The organism is Roseobacter sp. N2S (assembly GCF_031454055.1).
Lineage (GTDB): Bacteria > Pseudomonadota > Alphaproteobacteria > Rhodobacterales > Rhodobacteraceae > Amylibacter.
On record NZ_JAVDQB010000002.1, the window covers coordinates 480,785 to 504,490 of the forward strand.

General features: G+C 55.0%; 23 protein-coding genes. 13 read left to right on the top strand and 10 right to left on the bottom strand.

The features are described from left to right. Nucleotides 1–9: 9 nt before the first annotated feature. The 8 genes from GGE09_RS08095 to pyrH form a co-directional block, all read right to left on the bottom strand. Nucleotides 10–573 (bottom strand): OmpH family outer membrane protein, encoded by a 564-nt coding sequence (locus GGE09_RS08095; protein ID WP_309745599.1) that lies wholly within the window; start codon nt 571–573, stop codon nt 10–12. 3 nt (nt 574–576) lie between these two features. Beyond that, nucleotides 577–2,823, bottom strand: a complete 2,247-nt coding sequence (gene bamA / locus GGE09_RS08100) for an outer membrane protein assembly factor BamA (protein WP_309745600.1) — start codon at nt 2,821–2,823, stop codon at nt 577–579. A 192-nt stretch (nt 2,824–3,015) separates the two neighbouring features. Continuing rightward, nucleotides 3,016–4,359, bottom strand: coding sequence for an RIP metalloprotease RseP (gene rseP, locus GGE09_RS08105; protein ID WP_309745601.1), 1,344 nt, complete (start codon nt 4,357–4,359; stop codon nt 3,016–3,018). Nucleotides 4,360–4,362: 3 nt separating this feature from the next. After that, a complete protein-coding gene (gene dxr, locus GGE09_RS08110) occupies nt 4,363–5,520 on the bottom strand; it encodes a 1-deoxy-D-xylulose-5-phosphate reductoisomerase (RefSeq protein ID WP_309745602.1) in 1,158 nt (385 codons plus the stop codon). Continuing rightward, nucleotides 5,520–6,308, bottom strand: a complete 789-nt coding sequence (locus GGE09_RS08115; RefSeq protein ID WP_309745603.1) for a phosphatidate cytidylyltransferase — start codon at nt 6,306–6,308, stop codon at nt 5,520–5,522. The genes dxr and GGE09_RS08115 overlap by 1 nt, the downstream gene beginning before the upstream one ends. Next, nucleotides 6,305–7,030, bottom strand: a complete 726-nt coding sequence (locus tag GGE09_RS08120; RefSeq protein WP_309745604.1) for an isoprenyl transferase — start codon at nt 7,028–7,030, stop codon at nt 6,305–6,307. The genes GGE09_RS08115 and GGE09_RS08120 overlap by 4 nt, the downstream gene beginning before the upstream one ends. 48 nt (nt 7,031–7,078) lie before the next feature. Next, entirely contained in the window at nt 7,079–7,642 is a 564-nt protein-coding gene (frr, locus tag GGE09_RS08125; protein WP_309745605.1) for a ribosome recycling factor, read from the bottom strand. A 23-nt stretch (nt 7,643–7,665) separates the two neighbouring features. Continuing rightward, on the bottom strand, nt 7,666–8,400 hold the full coding sequence (gene pyrH, locus GGE09_RS08130; RefSeq protein WP_309745606.1) for a UMP kinase: 735 nt from the start codon (nt 8,398–8,400) through the stop codon (nt 7,666–7,668). Between the two features lie 118 nt (nt 8,401–8,518). On the opposite strand from pyrH, the gene miaA reads away from it, so the two are divergent. From miaA to GGE09_RS08170, 8 genes are all read left to right on the top strand, one after another. Continuing rightward, nucleotides 8,519–9,451 (top strand): tRNA (adenosine(37)-N6)-dimethylallyltransferase MiaA, encoded by a 933-nt coding sequence (miaA, locus tag GGE09_RS08135; protein ID WP_309745607.1) that lies wholly within the window; start codon nt 8,519–8,521, stop codon nt 9,449–9,451. A 111-nt stretch (nt 9,452–9,562) separates the two neighbouring features. After that, nucleotides 9,563–10,381, top strand: coding sequence for an AraC family transcriptional regulator (locus GGE09_RS08140; protein ID WP_309745608.1), 819 nt, complete (start codon nt 9,563–9,565; stop codon nt 10,379–10,381). A 337-nt stretch (nt 10,382–10,718) separates the two neighbouring features. Next, complete coding sequence (locus tag GGE09_RS08145; RefSeq protein ID WP_309745609.1) at nt 10,719–12,380, top strand: ABC transporter substrate-binding protein; 1,662 nt, start codon at nt 10,719–10,721, stop codon at nt 12,378–12,380. Between the two features lie 138 nt (nt 12,381–12,518). Then, complete coding sequence (locus GGE09_RS08150; RefSeq protein WP_309745610.1) at nt 12,519–13,601, top strand: ABC transporter permease; 1,083 nt, start codon at nt 12,519–12,521, stop codon at nt 13,599–13,601. 16 nt (nt 13,602–13,617) lie between these two features. Further along, nucleotides 13,618–14,823, top strand: a complete 1,206-nt coding sequence (locus GGE09_RS08155) for an ABC transporter permease (protein WP_309745611.1) — start codon at nt 13,618–13,620, stop codon at nt 14,821–14,823. Nucleotides 14,824–14,836: 13 nt separating this feature from the next. Continuing rightward, complete coding sequence (locus tag GGE09_RS08160; RefSeq protein WP_309745612.1) at nt 14,837–16,927, top strand: ABC transporter ATP-binding protein; 2,091 nt, start codon at nt 14,837–14,839, stop codon at nt 16,925–16,927. Nucleotides 16,928–17,033: 106 nt separating this feature from the next. Further along, a complete protein-coding gene (locus GGE09_RS08165) occupies nt 17,034–17,330 on the top strand; it encodes an I78 family peptidase inhibitor (protein ID WP_309745613.1) in 297 nt (98 codons plus the stop codon). Then, nucleotides 17,327–17,662: an antibiotic biosynthesis monooxygenase gene (locus tag GGE09_RS08170; RefSeq protein ID WP_309745614.1), complete on the top strand. Its 336-nt coding sequence runs from the start codon at nt 17,327–17,329 to the stop codon at nt 17,660–17,662. The genes GGE09_RS08165 and GGE09_RS08170 overlap by 4 nt, the downstream gene beginning before the upstream one ends. Here the strand turns inward: GGE09_RS08170 and GGE09_RS08175 are convergent. Beyond that, on the bottom strand, nt 17,638–18,849 hold the full coding sequence (locus tag GGE09_RS08175) for a sodium:proton antiporter (protein WP_309745615.1): 1,212 nt from the start codon (nt 18,847–18,849) through the stop codon (nt 17,638–17,640). The genes GGE09_RS08170 and GGE09_RS08175 overlap by 25 nt on opposite strands. A gap of 155 nt (nt 18,850–19,004) precedes the next feature. Here GGE09_RS08175 and GGE09_RS08180 point away from each other — a divergent pair, with 155 nt between their 5' ends. After that, the gene (locus GGE09_RS08180; RefSeq protein WP_309745616.1) at nt 19,005–19,400 is read left to right on the top strand and encodes a VOC family protein; all 396 of its coding nucleotides are present in this window, start codon (nt 19,005–19,007) and stop codon (nt 19,398–19,400) included. 162 nt (nt 19,401–19,562) lie between these two features. Further along, a complete protein-coding gene (purB, locus tag GGE09_RS08185) occupies nt 19,563–20,867 on the top strand; it encodes an adenylosuccinate lyase (RefSeq protein WP_309745617.1) in 1,305 nt (434 codons plus the stop codon). Between the two features lie 382 nt (nt 20,868–21,249). On the opposite strand, the gene GGE09_RS08190 is transcribed toward purB, so the two are convergent. Continuing rightward, nucleotides 21,250–21,570: a DUF1476 domain-containing protein gene (locus GGE09_RS08190; protein WP_309745618.1), complete on the bottom strand. Its 321-nt coding sequence runs from the start codon at nt 21,568–21,570 to the stop codon at nt 21,250–21,252. Between the two features lie 242 nt (nt 21,571–21,812). On the opposite strand from GGE09_RS08190, the gene purC reads away from it, so the two are divergent. The 3 genes from purC (at nt 21,813) to purQ (ending at nt 23,683) form a co-directional block, all read left to right on the top strand. Then, nucleotides 21,813–22,571 (top strand): phosphoribosylaminoimidazolesuccinocarboxamide synthase, encoded by a 759-nt coding sequence (gene purC, locus GGE09_RS08195; protein WP_309745619.1) that lies wholly within the window; start codon nt 21,813–21,815, stop codon nt 22,569–22,571. 195 nt (nt 22,572–22,766) lie between these two features. Then, on the top strand, nt 22,767–23,006 hold the full coding sequence (purS, locus tag GGE09_RS08200) for a phosphoribosylformylglycinamidine synthase subunit PurS (protein WP_309745620.1): 240 nt from the start codon (nt 22,767–22,769) through the stop codon (nt 23,004–23,006). Further along, nucleotides 23,006–23,683 (top strand): phosphoribosylformylglycinamidine synthase subunit PurQ, encoded by a 678-nt coding sequence (purQ, locus tag GGE09_RS08205; protein ID WP_309745621.1) that lies wholly within the window; start codon nt 23,006–23,008, stop codon nt 23,681–23,683. Before purS ends, purQ begins: the two co-directional genes overlap by 1 nt. Nucleotides 23,684–23,706 lie beyond the last annotated feature (23 nt).

Here is a 23,706-nt window from a genome sequence, read left to right on the forward strand (position 1 = left end):
GTGGAGGGCCTATTCGATTGATATTTCACCTGCGGCATAGGCGGCATTCATCCGCTCTATGACAGTGTTTGTAACATCGCCGCCTTTGCTCATCCAAATGGCTTTTTCATCGAGCACAAACAGGATGCCGGAATCCTGCATCATCTGGGCAATCACACTTTCGGCCTGACGGAAAAAACGGAACCGCATGGATTCCAACGCCTTGGCCAGATCTACCGATTTCTGATCCTGCACCCGTCGCACTTTTTTCACTTTGGCATCAAAAGCCTCTGCCATGGGGGCGAATTTCTCTGGGCTGAGCGTTTTGCGCAATTCGGTCAGTTCCAGTTCTTCTTGCTCCAATGTGGCGGCCAGTCTGTCGTTCTCGGCAACCAACGCCGCCTGTCGCTTGGACAGAACCTCGCTTAGGTGATTGCCCAGATCAGACCGTTGAAACAGGGTTTCGCGGTTGATGCTGACAATCGGCAGGGTTGGATCATAGACGGGAAAGCTGCTGGTCTGCGCGTTGGCAGACCAGCAAGAAAGTGTCAGGGCAAACCCAAGTCCAAACGCCCTGCGTGCAACCCTTTTCATCGCTTAAAAGCGCGTGTCGATGGTAAAGTTGAACGATTCAGTGCTGTCAACGCCTTGGACATATTCCAAAGGTTTGGCAAAGTTGAACCGAAGTGGCCCAAGCGCCGTATCCCAGAAGATTGAAACACCAATGGCCGAGCGCAGTTCAAAATCAGCAGACGATGCCGTTGACGTACCTGCGGTCGTATTGTCCAAGCCCCAAACGCTCCCCACATCGAAGAACAGACCACCGTGGATGCCGTATTCTTCAGGAATGCCAATGGGGAAACTCGCTTCAAGACGGGCCAGCGCGTAGAAGTTACCGCCAAGCGCCGCATCATAAGAATCGCCGTTTGTATCAAGCCCGACATCCCGCGGGCCAATGCCATAGGATTCAAAGCCGCGCAGGGTGTTGCCGCCCAGTTGGAACCGGTCGATGATACTGGTTGAATTGCCGCCCAAACCTTTCAGGTAGCCCCCTTCCAGTTCAGCCGACAGGACAACTTCTTCGTTCAGAACACTGCGATAGGCTTTGGCGTTGGCCACCGCCTTGTAGTATTTATTGTCGCCAGCAAAACCCGCCAAGGTCTGGTCGATGCTAAAGATAAACCCACCCGTTGGATCAATCGGAGAGTTCCGCCGGTCAAATGTATAGCCAAGACCAATGCCCATAGTCGAGCGGCGGCCCGTTTCGGCCGAAATCAGTGGCGATGAATCTGTATCCGCTGTCACTTCGTCGCTGCTAAACAGTAAAGACGTGCTCAGGCGGGAATATTCTCCGATCGGGAATTCCAGACTTGGGCGCAACGAAACCCGCGAGGTGTTGAAGGTCAGATCATCGTCATTTGTAGTCGTATAGGAAAACGCTATTCCAGCAGCCAGATCACGGTCAAACAGTTTGGGTTCTTTGAAGCTGAACGAGAAAATCCGGTTGTCGCTGGTTGTGCTGACTGTCAGGCCGATAGATTGGCCGCGCCCGAGGAAATTCTCCTCGGTCAGGGTGACATTCCCGCTTAGGCCATCGTCTGTGCCAAAACCAACACCAAAACCAAGCGTCCCCGTTGGTTGCTCTTCCACATTAACATCAATCACCACCTGATCCGGCGCCGAGCCTTCACGGGTTTGCACATCCACTTTGGTGAAATACCCCAGCGCACGGATGCGATCTGTGGCTTCCTGAACCTTGCGTGCATTGAAAGGGTCGCCTTCAACGGTTTCGAATTCACGGCGGATCACACGGTCGATTGTTGTGCTGTTGCCTTCAATGTCGATGCGTTCCACAAAAATCTTCTGACCGCGGGCCAGTTCGAAATCAATATCCAGCGTGCGGGTGTCATCGTTGCGCGTCACCCGTGGGCGGGCCTGCACAAAGGGCAGACCTTTTTCCGCCGCGATCACATCCAGCCGTTCCAGAGTGGTGTTCACAAGTTCAGGATTATAGGTCCGTCCCTGCCGGATTTTCATCGCTTTTTGAAAATCATCCACATTCACATCGGGTTCAGGGCTGCTGAGCGTCAATGTGCCAAAGCTGTATTGCTGGCCTTCCTGCACCTGAAAGTTCACGCCAAAGGCATTGCGTTCGCGGGCAAAATCAGCCGAAGACGACAGGATTTCCGCGTCGATATAGCCCCGCTTCAGATAGAAATTCCGCAGCTTTTCCTTGTCAAATTCCACCCGTTCCGGAATGAACGTGTCTTTGCGCACCAAGGCCCGGAAAATCCCTGCCTGTTTGGTTTCCAAAGAACTGCGCAAGCGGCGGTCGGAATATTTGCGGTTGCCGGTAAAGCTGATGCGGTTCACCTCAATCACGCGGCCTTCGCGAATTTCAAACACCAGATCCACACGGTTGTCAGAGCGGCGAATGATTTTGGGTTCAACCTTCGCCGCCAGACGACCTGCGGCCACATAAGCATCGGTGATGGCTTGTGTATCAGCTTCGGCCTGCGACGGAGAATAGGCGCGGCGCGGGATAGAGCCAACCAAGCCAATCAGGTCTTCGTCCTTCAGTCGGCGGTTGCCCTCTAGTGAAATTTCGTTGATCGTCGGGTATTCCGCAACATCAATCACCAAACGCCCCTGCTCGGGACGCACAGTAACGGTTTCAAACAGGCCGGATTCGTACAGATTCTGCACCGCACCGTTGATTTGGCCGGGGGTAACATTCACACCGGCGCTTATTCCAGCGATGGATCGAACCGTGTCTGATGCAATCCGTTGATTGCCAGACACATCAACCCGCGAAAACCGCGCGGTTGCTTGCGCGTAAGCCATTGAATTTTCAATGGTTAAAATACTGTAGGTCGGAACCACAGCCACCCCGAGGGCAAAGACTGCGCCCCCCTGTTTCAAGCCGCGCTTTACATACGCCGTTATCCGCGAATTCTTCATACTGTCCCAAACCCCCAAGGTCTTAGAAGTAACCTCTATTTTTCTGCACCCTTTCTAATCCAACCTGTGGCGAATTCAAAGGCGCATTATGTCGTTAAAGGTGGCGAAAATCATCAACATCAACAACAAAGACAATCCGACCCCCATGGCCACCTGCAAAGCGCGATCACTTGGCGCGCGGCGGAATATGGCTTGATAGGCAAAAATCACCAGATGTCCGCCGTCCAGAATAGGAATAGGCAGCAGGTTCATCAAGCCGATTGCAGTGGAAATAAACGCAATCATGAATACCAGTTCCAGCGGCCCCTGCGAGGCACTGTCGCCGGATGCAACCGCAATGCCAACCGGCCCTTGCAGGTTCTTGACCGACAGCCCGCCCGTCACCAGTTCTGTAATCGTGCGCACAAAGACCTTGGCCAGATGCCAGACCGATCCGACCCCTGCATCCAGCGCACCCAACAAGCCGACAGTTTCATAAACAGGCGACACAGACAGACCGGCGCCGATGCCGATCATCATCCGCTCGCCAAAGCTGCCGTCGTCCTTTTCATAGGCCATTGCGCGGGGGGTGATGTTCAGATCAACCACCTCTGTGCCGCGCAGCACTTTCATAACCACTTCACGAGAGGTCATTTGCTGCACGATGGTTTGCAGTTCAAAGAAGGATGTAATGGCTTTGCCGTCCAGCATGACCACCAGATCGTCTTTCTTAACCCCTGCCTTGGCCGCAGGCGTCACGGGATTAACCGAGGATACAATCGGCAGCCACGGGAATGGCCCGCTTACAGATTGTTCTTCACCGTCACGCAAGACACCGTAGGTTGGCGCGCTGTTTCCATCTGCGCGGTATTTGAAATCTTCAAAATCCTGCCATCGCGCAACGGGTTTGCCGTTAAAGGTTTTGATCAAATCCCCCGAGCGCAAGCCAGTTGCCTCTCCGGGGATGGATTTCACCTCGCCCACCACCAGATCACTGGACGGGCGCCCCGACCCCATAGCGATCATCCCGAAAATCACGATGGACAGGATGAAATTCGCCCCCGGCCCCGCAAAAACCGTCAAGGCCCGCCGCCACAAAGAAGCCGCTTCAAAGGTGCGTGCACGCAGCGCTTCGGGCATGGCGTCAATGGCGGATCGGTCTGCATTGCCGCTGGCGGCATTGGCATCGCCCAGAAACTTTACAAAGCCACCAAAGGGCAAGGCAGCAATCTGCCAGCGGGTGCCCCGTTTGTCCGTCCATGTTTTAACCACAGGACCAAAGCCCATGGAAAACGCTTCAGCGTGGATGCCGCACCAGCGACCCACGATGTAATGGCCGAATTCATGGATGAAAATCACGATGCTCAGCACAATGATAAACGGCACCAGAAAGGTCAGCGTTCCCCCGATCAGTGGAACATAGGACAGGAAATCAAACATTAACTAAAACCCTTTCTGTGCGGCTTCACCCGCTTTTACTCTCGCGATTGCATCAGCGGCAATCACAGCCTCGACACATAGTATATCATTGCTGGCCACGTCTGTCTGCGCCAGTACCGCCCGCACCACGCGGGCCATGTCCAGAAACCCGATCTGACGGGCCAGAAACAGATCGAGCGCAGCTTCCTTGGCGGCGTTAAACGCAGCGCCCGCCAATCCGCCCATTTGCATGGTCTGTTCCGCCAACCCAAGGGCCGGGAATTGCACCGGATCAAGATGCTGAAAACTTAATGCGCCAAGGGCCCCGAAATCCAACCGCTCAACGGGTAGATCAGCCCTTTCGGGCCAATTCAAGGCAAAGCCGATAGGGCCGCGCATGTCGGCTGGCCCCAGATGTGCCATGATCGCGCCGTCGGTAAAGCCGACCATAGAATGCACGATGGATTGGGGGTGGATGATTACTTCGATCTGGTCAGGGGTCACGTCAAACAAGGCGTGGGTTTCCAGAACCTCCATCGCTTTGTTGAACATCGACGCGCTGTCGATGGAAATCCGCTGGCCCATATCCCAGTTCGGATGGGCAACGGCCTGTTCAGGTGTGGCCTGTTCCATAGCGGCCAAGGAAGACTTCAAAAACGGCCCACCAGAGGCTGTCAGGATCACCCGCTCCACCAGCTTGTCCGCCCCTGCAATACATTGGAAAATCGCCGAATGTTCGCTGTCTACAGGCAGCAAGCGGGTCTGGTGATCGGCGCAGGTCTTTTGCAGCAAGGCCCCCCCGCAGACCAGGCTTTCTTTGTTGGCCAGCGCCAGCGTGCGGGTGTTTTTCGCAATGGCAAGACTGATTTCCAGTCCGGCAAAGCCCACAACCGCCGACATGGCCCAATCCACAGGAATCGCGGCGGCATCCAGCAAAGCACACCGCCCTGCGGCGGCTTGGATACCCGTCCCCGCCAAAGCGTCCTGCAGGTCTGACAGAAGGTCATCCTGAGCAATCACCGCCAAATCTGCACGCAGCAGTTTGGCTTGCGCCGCCAGCAAAGCCACATTTGCCCCGCCGCTGATCGCCACCACGTCAAAATCATCGGGACGCCGCGCAATCAGATCGATGGTGTTCTGTCCAACCGATCCCGTCGCGCCAAAAACGGATACGCGGCGCATCACGCCAATCCTACGGCTCCGGCACCGCCAAGCGCCAAAACCAGACCCAAGGCACAGGCCGCACCGACAGTTCCGTCAAACCGATCCCACAGACCGCCGTGACCTGGAATAAGGTTGCTACTGTCTTTGATCCCTGCCCGCCGCTTCATCGCGGATTCCAGCAGATCACCGATTTGCGCGGCAATGGCCACCAAGACCGATAGAAACACAATCCCAAACCCGCCCATGCCCAAAAGCACTGCGCCGTATCCCACAAGGGCCGCTAAAACCCAGCCACCCAACGTACCGGACCATGTTTTCTTGGGGCTGATACGGGGCAGGATTTTCGGGCCGCCAATCAGCTTGCCTGCGAAATAGCCGCCAACATCACTGGCTACGACAACGACCAACAGCCACAGCGTCCAGCCCAAGCCATACTGGCTGCGCAGAATTTCCAGCGTCACACAACACAGGGCAATGGCCACCGCCGCCAGCAAAACTACCAGCGGGCGTTGATGCCCCAGAAAAACAGCGCCCAGCGCGATCACGGCCAGCACAATTGACCACGTCATCGGCAGGAACATCACCGATAAGACAAGCGCTGCCAGCACAAGGCCGAACACATAGTTAATCAGCGGGGCGTTTGAGTGCATCCGACTGGTTTCCCAGCCCATCAAACCCGATGCAATGACCAGCAAGACACCAAAGGCATCCCCCCCGACCCAGACCAAACTTAGGCCGATAAACACCAAAGCCACCGCAGACAGAATCCGCGTGCGCAGGTCGGAAAAATCCGCAGACCTGCTCATTTTAGGGCGACAGCGCCGAAACGGCGGTCTCGGGCGCGGAATTGGGTCAGGATTTTAACCATTTCAGCCACGGTAAAATCGGGCCAAGCGGTGTCTGTGAACACATATTCCGCGTAGCAGGCCTGCCACGGCAAGAAATTGGACGTGCGACATTCCCCCGATGTACGGATCACCAGATCAGGGTCCGGCAGTTCCGACGTATCCAGAAAATTCGAGATCATCTGCTCGGACACATCCTCGGGGGCGATCATGCCCATTTTCGCCGCCTTGGCGATCCGCCCCACAGCGCGGGTGATTTCATCCCGCCCGCCGTAATTCAATGCAATGGTCAGCTTGAGCCCTGTGTTGGTTTCGGTCAGCCGTTCCAATTCATCCATCAAAGAACGCAGCTTGCGATCCAGCGGGCCGCGGTCCCCGATGAAACGCACGCGCACATTGTCTTCGTCCAATGTGGCCGCTTCCCCGCGAATATAGCGTTTGAACAGGTTCATCAGGCCGGTGACTTCCCGCTCTGACCGTTTCCAGTTTTCTGTGGAAAAGGCAAAAACTGTCAGGAAATCAATGCCAAACTTCGGGGCCGCCCGCACAACATCGCGCACGCGGTCCACGCCTTTGACATGGCCCTTCAGACGTTCCAATCCACGCGCGGTTGCCCAGCGCCCGTTGCCATCCATAATGACCGCAACGTGATCTGCATGGGTTACCTGGTCTGTGTTCTGCATCTTTTGCCTGCTATCTCAGACCGTACCTGCGCGTCCGTTTAATCCGGTTTACACCTGCATAATCTCTGCTTGTTTGGCTTCTAGAGCCTTATCAATATTTACAATAGCCGCATCTGTCATGGTCTGGATTTCGTCAGACCAGATTTTCTGATCGTCCTCGCCCATACCAGCAGCTTTGGCTTTCTTGACCTGATCCATACCATCACGGCGCACGTTGCGTACAGCCACGCGGGCATGTTCTGCATAACTGCCTGCCACTTTGGCGAGATCTTGCCGACGTTCCTCGTTCAATTCGGGGATCGGCAGGCGCAGGGTCATCCCGTCGCCAACTGGGTTAATCCCAAGTCCGGAATTGCGGATCGCCTTTTCTACAGCGTTCAACAAGCCCTTGTCCCAGACCGTCACGGTAATCATCCGCGGTTCGGGAACATTCACAGTGCCACATTGGTTCAACGGCATCATAGAACCATAGGCATCCACCATTACTGGTTCCAGAATAGAAGCCGACGCGCGGCCTGTGCGCAAAGACGCGAATTCTGTTTTCAAAGCGCCCATTGCCCCGTCCATGCGGCGTTTCAATGCGTCTACGTCAATTTCGATGTCGTCACTCATAGTTCTGTCTCCAAGTGTAGGTCTTAGCCTACTTTTGTATATGTGCCTTCGCCGCGCAAAATACCAGCAAAGCCGCCCGGTTCGTCTAATGAGAACACCACGATCGGTTTGTGGTTGTCCCGCGCCAGCGCAATCGCCGAAGCATCCATGACTTTCAGGTGCTTTTGCAGCACTTCATCATACGACACTGTATCATAGCGCACAGCATCGGCATGTTTTTTCGGGTCTTTGTCGTAAACGCCATCCACTTGGGTGCCTTTAAAGATCGCCTCGCAAGACATTTCATTGGCCCGCAGGGTCGCGGCGGTATCTGTGGTGAAATAGGGGTTGCCTGTGCCCGCAGCAAAGACGCAAACCCGTTTCTTTTCAAGGTGACGCACGGCGCGGCGGCGGATATAGGGTTCGCAGACCTGATCCATCGGGATCGCACTGATCACACGGGTGTACACCCCAAGACTTTCCAGTGCGCCCTGCATCGCCAGCGCATTCATCACTGTGGCAAGCATGCCCATGTAATCGGCTGTGGTCCGTTCCATCCCCTGCGCGCTGCCTTGTAGACCGCGAAAGATGTTGCCGCCACCGATGACCAAACAAATCTCGACCCCAAGGTCGTGGACTGATTTGATCTCGTTGGCAATTCTTTCAACCGTGGGGGGGTGCAACCCATACCCTTGATCGCCCATCAACGCTTCGCCAGAAATTTTCAGAAGGACACGTTTATACGACGGTTTCTTCTCGTCATGCGATGCGTCAGCCATGCGCGATTCCTTGATGTTGATGCTTCGCGGCAAACTGTCCGAAAATCGCCCGCGTTTCAATGGCAAATTGCGTTCAACTGGCGTAAGAAGAGGCCCGCAACCAAGAAGACCCTGTGATATGACCCCAACTTCTGTCCCAATTTTGATCGCTGGTGCCACGGCCTCGGGGAAATCCGCGCTGGCTTTGCGGCTAGCGGCCTTGACCGACGGCTGCGTTATCAATGCAGATGCGATTCAGGTCTATGACTGTTGGTCCGTGCTGTCGGCCCGCCCTGATGCCAGCGAAACCGCGCAAGCGCCCCATCACCTGTACGGGCATATGGGCAAATACGACACATATTCCACTGGCCATTGGCTGCGCGAGGTGGCTACCTGTCTGCAAACAACCCAAGACGCCAAGCAACGACCGATCATTATCGGCGGCACAGGGCTGTATTTCGCAGCCCTGACCCAAGGGCTCGCCGAAATCCCCCCCACCCCCGACTCTATACGCGCCGAAGGGAACCGCCGTCGGATAGCACAGGGCAAAAACGGTTTTATTGACGATCTTGCCCGCGAAGACCCCGAAACACTGGCCAAGATCGACGTCAATAACCCCGCTCGCCTGCAACGGGCCTGGGAGGTTCTGCGGGCCACGGGCACAGGTTTGTCCCGCTGGCAGGCAAACACCCCGCCCCCGCTAGTGGACCCTGCACAAGCGGTGAGACTGCATCTAAACGCAGATCGGGACTGGCTGGCGGAACGGATTGAACGGCGCTTTGATCTGATGATGGACCAAGGCGCAATGGAGGAAGTCATTGCCTACAGTGCGGATGGTTGGGATCCCAACTTGCCCTCGGCCCAGGCGATTGGCGCAAAAGAGCTGCTGCAAACCCACCAAGGCACCCTTGATCTGGACAAGGCAATCACGCTGGCCAAAGACCAGACCCGCCAGTTCGCCAAACGCCAGCGCACGTGGTTTCGCAAACGTATGCGCGACTGGACTGTGATTGATCCAGAACAAATGCCATCAGATCAACAGCTTCACAAAATTGCCTCAACCTTTTCTTGATTACGCCTCTTAATTGACCTTTAATATGGCCACACTGTCCCTGTTATCATTCATCGCCCTGTTTGGGCTCTAGCAAAGCCTTATCCAAGCAACACCTGAAGTGAGCAGACCATGCACGAAGAGACCCCCACATTGATCAAAGATTCCGAGCAACGGGTCTTCGTAGGATCACTTGCGGGCAGCTTGCGGTCTTGCCATCCGGAATTGCGGTTGGACAGTGTGAATGGCTTGCATAAGTTCTTTTGGATCACCAAAGGCAACGGGCGCTGTATGATCAACGGGGTAACGCGGTCTTTCGGGCCGAACACCGTTATCTTTATTCCCCATAATGTGCCCCACCGTCTGGAACTTTCCGCCAATGTTTACGGCGTGGTGGTGACGGTTGATCCGGATGTTAGCGTCGTGCTGCCCGATCATTCGGTGTTTATGCCGATCCTGAACCTGATGGATCAGAAACAGATCGCCAACCGCTTTGACCGGATTTTTGCCGAATTCAACACATCGGGCATCGGGCGCAATCTGGCAGTGGAATATCTGGTGGGGCTGTTGTCAGTGCATCTGGCCCGTATGGCGCAGAAACACTTTAAAGAACCACAGACGAACGCGGCCCAGCGCCTGATGGAAGCCTTTGTGAACATGCTGGAAAAAGACTATCGCACAGGGCGCACTTTGGCCGATTACGCCAAGGTTCTAGGCGTCACGCCGACTCACCTGACGCGGGTCTGCCAGCAAGTGAACGGGAAATCCGCCTCTCGTCTTATTCAAGAACGGGTTTTGGCAGAGGCGCGCATGATGCTAAGCAATACCGATCATAAAATTCTGGAAATTTCCAATCAACTTGGCTTTTCCTCTCCCGCTTATTTCACGCGGTTGTTTTCGGCCAAACAGGGGCAAACCCCCAAAGCGTTTCGCCAAACCGCACAGAAATAATCATTTTATCGTCTTTTAACGGGGGCTTGCAGTGGGTTTGCAGGGGTTTCATTGCCTTTGCGTCAGGCCGCTTTGCGCTCCTTCGTGAACTGAATTCACCTCCCCTTTAGATTTCTTAGGTACGGATGTCGTAAAAGCGACAGGTTATGTCGCTAACTATCCGCCAATTTCAGAATAAAACGAGTGTCCTTATCCAACACTTTTACCGATGCGACAGCAACGTCGCCAATAAAATCAGTGTCTAACAGAGATAGCGCCAGACAGCCTGACTTGGGTTGTTACATAAAACGTGCTATGTTCATCTGATAATAAGACTTGGTCTATCAGGGAGAAAAATATGACCTCGACACATAAAAAACTGCACCCAGCAGTGAAAATGTACGCAGACGAACACAAGGCTGGCCAATTGTCCCGCCGCGAGTTCCTGTCCCGTGCGACGGCTTTGGGGGCAACTGCGGCTGCTTCTTATGCGATGATCGGCGCCCCAATGGCGAATGCCGCAGCCCATGGTGCCAAGCCTAAAATGGGTGGCACAATGCGCATCCAGATGACCTGTAAAGCGCTGAAAGACCCGCGGGCCTATGACTGGTCCGAACTGGCGAATATCACCCGCGGCTGGCTGGAATATCTGGTTCAGATCAACGCTGACGGTTCGTTTGAAGGCCGTTTGCTGGAAAGCTGGGAATCCAATGACGATGCAACGGTCATCACATTGAACGTGCGCAAAGGCGTGACATGGAACAACGGCGATGCATTCGACGCCGAAGACGTGGCCCGCAACATTCGTGGCTGGTGTGATAAATCCCTTGAGGGCAATTCAATGGCAGGCCGTATGGCCACATTGGTTGATGCCGATGGCGCAATCCTTGACGGTGCGATCACGGTTACCGATTCCCACACTGTTGTACTGAAACCATCTGTTCCAGATATCACTCTTATTCCAGGCATGGCGGATTACCCTGCTGCCATCGTCCACTCTTCGTTTGACGCGGAAGACATGATCGGCAACGCAGTCGGTACAGGCCCCTATGTACCAGTATCCTATGAACCCGGTGTCAAAGGCGTCATAGTCCGCGCCGAAGGCCACACCTGGTGGGACGCCGAAGAAAACGGTCCTTATTGTGACCGCATCGAATACATCGACTTTGGCGGCGAACCTGCGGCATGGATTGCTGGCGCTGAATCCGAAGAATACGATCTGGGCTACCGCACAGACGGCGAATACATTGATGTGTTTGAAACTCTGGACGGCTGGAACCGCTCTACCACCGTAACAGCCAACACGATTGTGGCCCGCTGTAACCAAGTTGCCGAAGTGGATGGCAAAGTCCCTTACGCTGACAAACGCGTGCGCAAGGCGCTGGCGATGGCTGTGGACAATGCGGTTGTGCTGGAACTGGGCTTTGGCAACAACGGGGTGGTTGCTGCCAACCATCAGGTTTCCCCGATCCATCCCGAATATGCGGATATCGGCCCCCACGTGCATGATCCCGAAGGTGCCAAGGCCCTGATGGAAGAAGCAGGCATGGCCGATTTCGAACATGAACTGACTTCTTTGGACAGCGACTGGCGCAAAGATTCTACTGATGCGATTGGTGACCAGATCCGTCAAGCCGGGATCAAGATCAAACGGACTGTTCTGCCGGGTTCAACCTTTTGGAACGACTGGGCGAAATATCCGTTCTCGACCACCAACTGGAACCAACGCCCGCTGGGTATTCAGGTGCTGGCCCTTGCCTTCCGGTCCGGCGAGGCTTGGAACGAAAGCGCCTATGCCAATCCGGAATTTGACGCGACTGTGACCGAGGCCATGGCCATTGCCGACGTTGAAAAGCGCCGGGTTGTTATGGCCAAGTTGGAACAAATGCTGGTCGATGACGGTGTGATCATCCAACCCTATTGGCAGAGCCTGAACCGGTTCTACCGCGACGGGGTTGTGGGGGGCGATATGCACCCGCAGTTTGAAATTCACGTCCATAAGATTGGCTTCGCTGCTTAAGTGAAACCGGAAAAAGGCCAGAGCAACCCTCTGGCCTTTTTCACCTCTGCCTCTGACTGCCAACCAATAATGCTAAGGTCCGAGACTCTGCTCACGCGGATGAAAACGTGACCGCAATACTCAACGACAGGGAAATCTATGGGAAGTTTTATTCTCCGGCGAACTGGGGTCATGTTGCTGACAGCCCTTTGCCTGACTTTCATCGTCTTCTTTATGACCAATCTTTACCCCAATCTGGAAAAGCTGGCCAAAACCGAGGCCAGCATGCGGATGACCGACGATCAGGTTGACAGCTGGCTGGTCAATCGCGGCTATACCCAGAATGTGTTCTTGAAGTACGGACAGTGGCTTGGTGCCCTGCCCTCTCCCAAGATCGAGGCCAACGGCGAGATTTATTCGCGCTGTTCGCGACCGGGCGTTCCAGATGATCAGATCGGGCGGTATTGCGGGTTGTTGCAGGGGAATTTCGGATTTTCCACCGTATTCAAAGGCGATGTGTCTGACATTATCGCCAAACGGCTGGCTTTAACGGGCTGGCTGATGTTCTTTGTTTTGATCGTGATGGTACCTCTTGCCCTGCTGATTGGCGTGCTGGCAGGGATGCGCGAAGGCTCGCGCACAGATCGTTCACTCTCCACCATGGCCATCGCCACCACTGCCACCCCTGAATATGTATCGGGCGTGATCCTGGTGGTGCTGTTCGCCTCGTCTAAAACCGGATTGTCGCCGCTGTTCAAAGACTGGGGGCTGATCGAAAAAGGCACACTGTTCAAAGGGCTGGCCTCGACGGCGGTGAATGACATTACTTTCGCCAATTTCACCCTGCCAGTGATGGCACTGGCGCTTTACGGGGTTGGCTATATCGCGCGCATGACACGGGCTTCTATGGCCGAGGTGATGACCGCGCAGTATATCCGCACCGCCCGCCTGAAGGGTGTCAGTTTTCGAAACATCGTACTGAAACACGCGCTGCGCAACGCGCTGATCGCGCCCTTTACGGTGATTATGCTGCAAATTCCATGGCTGCTGACCGGCGTTGTGATCGTCGAGACCCTGTTCAACTACAAAGGCTTTGGCTGGACGCTGGTGCAGGCCGCTGGCAACAACGACATTGAACTGCTGCTTGGGGTATCGGTCGTTGCCGTGCTCGTCGTGCTGGTGACGCAGCTTATATCCGACATCGGGTATGTTTACCTCAACCCGCGCATTCGCGTCAGCTAAGGAAGGGATTACATCTATGGAACCTCTCTCATCCCTTCAAATCCTTGGGCATGTGTTGCAACAATTCCTGCCTGTTTGGGTCGGAATGCTGGTCATCTTTGCGCTGTCGATCATGACCAAGACCAAAACAGGCTTATACGGCAAGCTGTTTGACAGCCCCATCGGCATGGCAGGCTTTGCGCTGGTGTTGTTTTGGGTGCTAACAGCGATTTTCGCGGATTCAATTATGACTCATGCGGCTTTGGAAACGGCATCGGGTATGAAATTCAAAGCGCCCGGCACGCCACTACGCGGCGCGGAAGCAGGCGATTTCCAATGGTACCTGTTTGGCGGTGACAACCTTGCACGGGATGTGTTTTCCCGCATGGTGGCAGGATCGCAGATCGTGCTGATTATCGCACCAACAGCCACGTTGTTTGCCTTTATGGTCGGCATCACGTTGGGCCTGCCTGCGGGATATTTCGGCGGGCGCACAGACACGGTTCTGTCTTTTCTTGCGAACCTAGTGCTGGCATTCCCTGTGATCCTGCTGTTTTACCTGCTGGTCACACCGGAAATCCGCGCTGCGGGGACGGAAATTCAAATATGGGGCGGCAAAACTTGGGTTACGTCCATACCCAACCTGCTGGCTGCCATCCTGTTTTTGTTCCCTATCGTCTTTTTGTTGATCCTGTTTCAGTCGCGTTTTTTCACCCAGCCCAAGCTGCGCAATATTCTGGTGATTGGCGTGCTGCTGCTGGGGGCGTGGATGTATTCCGGCCTGACCTTCAACGCCGATCCGTTGGGGATTTTAGGCATGGACCCGAACCTGCTGAATATCTTTGTATCGGTGGTGTTTGTGAACTCGCCCACGGTTTACCGTATTGTGCGCGGCCTTGCGATGGACATCCAGACGCGGGATTACGTAGCCGCCGCTCAAACCCGCGGCGAAGGCCCTTGGTACATCATGCTGTGGGAAATCCTGCCCAACGCCCGTGGCCCGCTGATCGTGGATTTCTGCCTGCGCATTGGCTATACTACCATCCTTTTGGGGACTTTGGGCTTCTTCGGCCTTGGCCTGTCACCCGAAAGTCCGGACTGGGGGTCCACCATCAATGAAGGGCGCAAACTGCTGAGCCTGACACCCTACCCCGCCCTGATCCCTGCCCTTGCACTGATGTCTATGGTGCTGGGGTTGAACCTGCTGGCCGATGGCCTGCGCGAACAATCACTGAAAGATTAAGGGAGTTACCGGAATGGCAAAATGGGATTATGACGGCCCAATTCTTGAAATCGAGAACCTGTCGATTTCGTTTTTCACCCGCGCAGGCGAAATTCCGGCGGTGATGGATTTTTCCACCACCGTCATGCCGGGAGAAGCCATGGGGTTGGTCGGCGAAAGTGGCTGTGGCAAATCCACCGTTGCCCTTGGGGTAATGCAAGACCTTGGCAAAAACGGCGAGATCGTCGGCGGCACCATCAAATTCAAAGGCCGCAATCTGAATGAAATGTCCGAGGAAGAGCTACGCGACCTGCGCGGCTCTGAAATCGCGATGATTTATCAGGAACCGATGGCGTCCCTGAACCCTGCCATGCGCATTGGACAGCAGTTGATGGAAGTGCCGATTATCCATGAGGGTGTATCCAAAGCGGTGGCCCGTAAAATGGCGATAGAGGTGGTGACCGATGTGAAACTGCCCGATCCAGAGCGGATCTTGGACAGCTACCCCCACCAACTGTCTGGCGGGCAACAACAGCGCATTGTCATTGCTATGGCGTTGATGTCCAAACCCTCCTTGCTGATTTTGGACGAACCCACAACCGCGCTGGATGTGACAGTTGAAGCGGGGATCGTTGATCTGGTCAAAGGTCTGGGCGAAAAATATGGCACATCTATGCTGTTCATTTCGCACAATCTGGGGCTGGTGCTGGATACCTGTGACCGCCTGTGCGTGATGTATTCGGGCGAGGCAGTGGAAACCGGCTCTATCGAAGATGTTTTTGACAAAATGCGCCACCCCTATACGCAGGCGCTGTTCCGTTCGATCCCGCTGCCCGGTGCGGATAAAAATGCCGCCCCCCTCGTGGCGATTCCGGGCAATTTCCCCCTGCCCCATGAACGGCCAAGCGGCTGTAACTTTGGCCCGCGCTGTGATTACTTTGAAAAAGGCCGCTGCAACAAAGGCCAGATCATGATGGACCCGGTAGAAGGCGGCGGGCGCGACCGTCACGAAAGCCGTTGTCTGAAGGTGCGCGAAATCGACTGGAAAGCCCCGCTGGTGGCAGGGGATAACTCTGCCAAGACGGAACCGGGCAAAGTGGTTCTTAAGGTGGATAACCTGAAAAAATACTACGAAGTGGCTGCCAATGCCATTTTCGGAGGTGGCGATGTACGGGTGGTGAAGGCCAATGAAACCCTGTCTTTTGAAGCGCGCGAAAGCGAAACGCTGGCCATTGTGGGGGAATCCGGTTGCGGGAAGTCCACGCTGGCCAAAGTGTTGATGGGGCTGGAAACCGCCACCGACGGCACAGTCACGCTGAATGGCGATAACATCGAAAACCTGCCAATCGAAGGGCGCGATACCAAAACCGTGTCGTCGATCCAGATGGTCTTTCAAAACCCGTTTGACACGCTGAACCCGTCCATGACCGTGGGCAGCCAGATCATCCGCGCGTTGGAAATCTTTAAGGTGGGCGACACCCCTGCGGATCGCCGCCAGCGGATGTTGGAACTGCTTGATCTGGTGAAACTGCCCCGCGCCTTTGCAGATAGGATGCCCCGTCAACTGTCTGGCGGGCAGAAACAACGGGTCGGCATTGCGCGCGCTTTTGCAGGGTCGGCGCAGATCGTTGTGGCAGATGAACCCGTGTCAGCGCTGGATGTTTCGGTGCAGGCCGCCGTGACCGATCTGTTGATGGAAATCCAGCGCGAGAATAAAACCACGCTGCTGTTCATCAGCCATGATCTGTCCATTGTGCGCTATCTGGCGGATCGGGTGATGGTGATGTATCTGGGCCATGTGGTGGAAATGGGCACCACAGAAGAGGTCTTCTCCCCGCCCTATCACCCCTATACAGAGGCGTTGTTATCTGCCGTGCCTATTGCCGATACCAGTGTGCAAAAGAAACGGATCGTGCTGGACGGGGATATCCCTTCGGCCATGAACCCGCCCTCCGGCTGCCCATTCCAGACCCGCTGCAATCACAAGGTCAACGTGCCAAACAACCTGTGCGAAACCGAGGTTCCCCCCATGCGCGATCTGGCTGGTAGCCAACAAATCAAATGCCATCTGGCACAGAACTGGCTGGATCAGATGGAACCAGTGATCAAAATCGCAGCCGAATAGCGGTGAATTAGGGCGAAAACAGCCCATCGGGCCAGACCTGAAATCTGGCCCGTAAATCCTGTTGTGATCTCTTGTGCCTTTTGCGTGCAAGGGCTACCAAGTCTTCATGAAAATCTATCTGATCCCCCTTGCTGCCGTGATGCTTGCTGCTTGCCAGCACGAGAACCCGCAGCCGCTGTCCATGCCAAAAGTCCAGTCTTCGGCGCGCGACAGGCTGAACTGCCAAGCACAAGAGCTGCAATATCTTGTGGGTAAATCCCAAACCACCTTGCAGGTAATGGGGCTGACCGGAAACACCCGCGTTATCCCGCATAATTCAGCGGTGACGATGGATTATAACGCAGGGCGCCTGAACTTCCTGATTGGCGAAACCGGCGCCATCACACGGATTTACTGCGGATGAGCCGCTTCGCCCCCCTGCCCGACCCGCCTTATTATGCGGTGATTTTCACCGCCCAACGCACGGGCGCGGATGCGGGCTACGGGGCGATGGCCGACAAAATGGCCGGGTTGGCCGCACAACAACCCGGCTATCTGGGCGTCGAAACCACCCGCGATGAGGCCGGTCTCGGCATTACCGTATCTTACTGGGCGGATGAAGCCGCGTTGAAAAACTGGAAACAACTGTCCGAGCATCTGCTGGCGCAAAAGCTGGGCCGTGAAAGATGGTACGACTATTACACCCTGCGCGTGGCCAAGGTGGAACGGGCCTATTCCGGCCCCGAGGGACGCTGATCCTTTCCCGTAAAGGCGCGGGCCAGCGGTGCGGATGAAATGCCGTGAACCAGAATAGACAGAAACACTGTGACCACCACACAGGCTTGCAGCTCTGACTCGTAGGGGATGTCATATTCATCCACCACCAGCAGCGCAAACAGGACAGAGGCTAGTCCGCGCGGACCAAACCAGCCCAGAAACAAACGTTCACGCAGGGTGGTTCTTGTGCCAACCAGCGACAGGTAAATCGGCAGCATCCGTACAACGGTCAGGAAAAGCACGGCAATAGCGCAGGCTACAAGGCTGATATGGGCTATGCCCACAGGCAGCAGCACCGCGCCAAAGATCACAAAGGCAGCAATGGTAACCAACTGACCCTGACTTTCCATAAATTCGGTTATGAACAGCGTGTCATAGCGGTAGACATTGCCAAACACCGCCCCCGCCACAAAAGCCGCGATAAACCCGTTGCCGCCAATGGCTGTGGCCAGCAGATAGGCGGCAAAGGCGGTGGCCAGAAAGACAATCGCTTCGCTGCTGTCATTGGCCCACCCATACTGCTGCGCACGGTTCATCGCCGCTGCAATGCCCCACCCCGCAAAAGCCCCCGCCAGCGGGCCTAAAGTCACTTGCAAGATTGCGGTTTGCAGGATGTGATCGGCATCGCCCGCCCCCATACCCGCCATAATCGCACCAAACAGCACAAACGGCAGCGCCAGCCCGTCGTTCAGACCGCTTTCCACATTGATGGTTTGGGTCAACCGCGCGGGCAGGTCTTTGGACCCCACAACACTGGCCCCCAGCGCCGCATCTGTCGGGGTTAAAACTGCCGCCGTCAGCAAGGCCACCGCCCAACTGCCAGACGGGGTTATCGCATAAGCCACCAACGTGCCTAACGCGATGGTCAGCGGCATGCCGATCACCAACATCCGCAGGGGTAAGACCACACTGGCGGCAAGGTTCTGGAACCGGAAATGGCTGGCATCGGCAAACAGCACGATTATCAGCGTCACCTCGGCCACCACACGGGCGATCCGCATCAGGTCAGGCCCCTCGGCCAGCAGGCCAATTGGGATGGTCATGGCAAAGCCAACGGCGGTAAAAATCATCGGCAGGGTGATGACCGTGCGGTTAAGGCGCGCCGCGGACAGCGCCCAAAGGATCACCACACACAACAGCGCCAGCAGCAGAAATTCCGTTTGCAAATCCAACCCCACATTCATTCAATCTGCCAATCACTGCCGCCGATTTAATCGCTTCCCAGACTGTTTGGCAACCAAACAGCCCCGATTGACTGCTGCCACTATTTGTCAGCACGCCTCGGTTAAAATCGGATCATAACCCCAGACAGGAGCATCCCATGATCGACCACTCAGGCATCAGCGTTTCGGATTTCGACGCCGCCAAATCGTTTTATCAAGCCGCACTGGCCCCATTGAACGCCAGCTTTTTGATGCAAGTCCCACCAGAACATACCAATGGCATGAAAGTCGGTGGCTTTGGCATCAAAAGCCCCAGCTTCTGGATCAGCGAAAACGGCGTGCAAAAACCGCCCCTGCATTTCGCTTTTAGCGCCGCTGACCACGCCCAAGTGGACGCGTTTTACGCCGCCGCCATCGCTGCTGGGGGCACGGACAATGGCAAGCCCGGCCCGCGCCCGCATTATCATGAACACTATTACGGGGCCTTTGTACGCGACCCCGACGGCAACAACATCGAGGCGGTCTGCCACGCCCCCCAAGCCCCAAAACCGTAACCCCGGATGCGCTTGGCAGCACCGCTTTGCCAAGCGCAGTCCCCCCGCTTTTGCACATTTCCTTCTGCGACACCTCACGCGCTTGTTTCTTGGCACATCTCGGTCTAAACCGCCCCAATCTGACCGTATTTGCTTTAGCCTGTCGAAAAGGACGCTTCCCAGATGATTCCACGTTATTCCCGCCCTGAAATGGTCGCCATTTGGTCTCCGGAAACGAAATTCAAAATCTGGTATGAAATCGAAGCCCACGCCTGTGATGCGATGGCCAACATCGGTGTCATTCCCCGCGAAAACGCCGAAGCGGTCTGGAAAGCCAAAGACGTTGAATTTGACGTGGCCCGCATTGACGAAATCGAAGCTGTGACCAAACACGATGTCATCGCCTTTCTGACCCATCTGGCCGAACATGTGGGCAGCGACGAAGCCCGGTTTGTGCACCAAGGCATGACATCATCCGACGTTCTGGACACCTGCTTCAACGTGCAGTTGGTGCGGGCATCCGACATTCTGATCAAGGACGTCGAGGCTTTGCTGGCGGCCCTGAAACGCCGCGCCATTGAACATAAAGACACGGTTCGGGTTGGCCGCAGCCACGGCATTCATGCAGAACCCACCACCATGGGCCTGACTTTTGCGCGCTTCTACGCTGAAATGGATCGCAACCTGCGCCGGATGAAAACCGCGCGGGAAGAAATCTCGACCGGTGCAATTTCCGGTGCGATTGGCACATTTGCCAACGTTGATCCCGCGGTTGAAGAACATGTTTGTGCCCAGTTGGGCCTGACACCAGAACCGATCAGCACCCAAGTGATCCCGCGCGATCGTCACGCGGCCTTCTTTGCCGCACTTGGCCTGATTGCCAGTTCGATTGAAAACATTGCAACCGAAGTGCGCCACATGCAGCGCACCGAAGTGTTGGAAGGGGCTGAATTCTTCTCGGCGGGACAAAAAGGGTCATCTGCCATGCCCCATAAGAAAAACCCGATCCTGACGGAAAACCTGACGGGTCTGGCCCGCACCGTGCGGATGGCCGTGATCCCCGCGATGGAAAACGTAACCCTGTGGCACGAGCGGGATATTTCCCATTCCAGCGTTGAACGGGCCATCGGGCCGGACACGACAATTACGCTTGATTTTGCGCTGAACCGACTGACTGGCGTGATCGACAAGATGCTGATCTATCCAGAAAACATGCTGGCCAACATGAATAAATTCAGCGGGCTGGTTATGTCTCAGCGGGTTCTGCTGGCCCTGACCCAAGCGGGCGTCTCGCGTGAGGACAGTTACAAGCTGGTGCAACGCAATGCCATGAAGGTTTGGGAAGAAGGTAAAGATTTCAAGACGGAACTGCTGGGTGATGATGAAGTTCTGGCCGCATTATCTGCGGAAGAAATCGAAGAAAAATTCGATCTGGGCTATCATACCAAGCACGTAGACACGATTTTCAAGCGTGTTTTCAAAGATTGATTCTTAACGGGCCAACACCCGATTAAAGACAGCGCAAATAAAAAAGTCTCAATAACCCGCCTTTTCTACCGAAGAGGCGGGTTAATTTTATACTACTTGATAAATATATCAAGAAAGTGTGACTTTCATCACTTATTCCAACCCCAACAAAGTATACCTTTAAGGCATACCTTTTTAGGCAGACTTATTTTCAGTCGGTGTTGGGGGTCGGGTGACTGACTTTCGAGGAATTGGGCTTCAGTGGCTGGCGTGTTGTGTCGCTTATATCGACTTTTTGTTAATAAATAGGCCTCAGCTTTTTCAGCTGAGGCCTAATTTTGTGCAGTATCTAAATCAAAAACCGCAGTGTTCCCTTTGAAACAATCGGGACCACGTTGATTTCTCAGGCTTTGATTTCGGTCATAATTTCAGCTTTGGCCTGAATTTTCAAAGCCTCCATCTGTGCACGAATGGTGGCTTCATCCGCCGCTGCGCCCAAATCGCCAGAAACCTTGCGATAAACGTCTTCGTCGCCTGCTTCTTCAAAATCGGACTTTACAACTTCCGCCGCATAAGCCGCAGCCTCATCGCCAGTTTTGCCCAACAGATCTGCCGCCCAAAGACCCAACAGCTTGTTGCGACGGGCCTCGGCGCGGAATTGCATTTCCGCGTCATGGGCGAATTTATTCTCGAACGCCTTCTCACGGTTATCAAATGTGCTCATTGCCGGTGTCTCCTTGTGAATGCCGTAATGTGTAATTTAGGGTGCCCCATTGCGAATTGGAACCACTAAGCGATTTTAGTCTTTAGGGAATAAGGAACAAAATGCATTTATCCTGCCAACATAGCCCCCGAATCCCCGAAACGTGCGGAAACACCGCGGCTGGGCGGGGCCAAACCGCTTGCTGCTTTTGCCAACAAACCCTATAGAGCAAGCAAACTTGGCCCCATACGATGGAACCCACAATGGCCCGACGCACAAAAATTTACGAAGGCAAAGCAAAAATCCTGTACGAAGGCCCAGAGCCGGGAACCATCGTGCAGTATTACAAAGATGATGCGACTGCTTTTAACGCCCAGAAGAAAGACGTGATCGAAGGCAAAGGCGTGTTGAACAATCGTCTGTGTGAATATTTCATGAACGGTTTGACCGCGCTGGGTATTCCGAACCACTTTATCAAACGCCTGAACATGCGCGAACAATTGTGCCATCAGGTTGAAATCATCCCGCTGGAAATCATCGTGCGCAATGTGGCGGCTGGGTCTTTGTCCAAAATGCTTGGCATTGAAGAAGGCACACAACTGCCCCGCCCTATTGTGGAATTCTGCTACAAAGACGATGCTCTGGGCGATCCACTGGTCTCCGAAGAACATATCCTTGCGTTTAACTGGGCCAGCCAGCAAGATCTGGACGACATGGTCGCCATCGCCCTGCGGGTGAACGATTTTATGTCAGGTCTGATGTATGGGGTTGGCATCAAACTGGTGGATTTCAAAATCGAAATCGGCCGCCAGTTCGAAGGCGATTACCAGCGCCTTGTGGTTGCCGATGAAATTTCCCCTGACAGCTGTCGTTTGTGGGATATGAAAACCGGTCAGAAACTGGACAAAGACGTGTTCCGCCGTGATCTTGGTGATCTGGCAGACGCCTATACCGAAGTTGCGCGTCGTTTGGGTCTGATGCCCACGAACAACGTGACCGAAGGCCCAAAACTGGTGAACTAAGGCGTTTCGGGACAATCCCGAAATAACGTCCCTTTCGGGCGGATTACGATCCGCCCGCACACCACCCACAGCCCCTGCGCTGCCCCCGCCGAAAACCAAAAGCCTGATAATCCCGCCGCGACACCCGTTCCTCTTGCTTCAAACGCGGCTTGGCGCTATCACGCCGCCATACCTCTTGGCCAAAGGATTCCCCTGATGAAAGCTCGTGTTCACGTTACCCTGAAAAACGGTGTTCTTGACCCGCAAGGGGCTGCTGTTGCCCATTCGCTCGGGGCGCTTGGCTTTGAGGGTGTCAATGACGTGCGCCAAGGCAAAGTGATCGAGCTGGATCTGGCTGAAACCGACAAAGCCGCCGCCGAAGCCAGTGTAAAACTGATGTGTGACAAGTTGCTGGCCAATACTGTGATCGAAAACTACTCGGTAGAGATTCTCTGATGCGCGCGGCGGTTATCCAGTTTCCCGGTTCAAACTGTGATCGGGATATGGCTGTGGCCCTGGCCAATGTGGCAGGTGGCGCACAGAATGTTTCCATGGTCTGGCACAAAGACGCGGACCTGCCCACAGGGTTGGACGTGATTGGTATTCCGGGCGGCTTTTCCTTTGGCGATTATCTGCGCTGCGGCGCCATTGCCGCGCGGTCCCCGATCATGGACGCGGTTGTGGATTTCGCCAATAAGGGCGGCTATGTCTTTGGCCTGTGCAACGGCTTTCAAATCCTGACCGAATCCGGCCTGCTGCCGGGTGTTTTGATGCGCAATGCAGGGCTGAAATACATCTGCAAAGACGTGGACCTGCGGGTAGAAACCACAGCGTCTCCCTTCACGGCCCGCTATAAAAAAGGCGAGGTCGTGACCGTGCCTGTGGCCCACCATGATGGCAATTATTCCGCAGACCCTGAAACCCTTAAACGGCTGGCGGGGGATGATCGCATTGCGTTTAAATACGTCAACACCCCGAATGGCGCGATGGATGACATTGCAGGCATTTTGTCAGCCAACAAACGGGTTCTGGGCATGATGCCCCACCCCGAACGGCGCAATGACGCGCTGCTTGGCGGTACTGACGGGGTACGTTTCTTTGAAGGCATCGCCGATGCGCTGGTTTCTGCCTGAACCGCAAGCAATGCTTGAGCAAA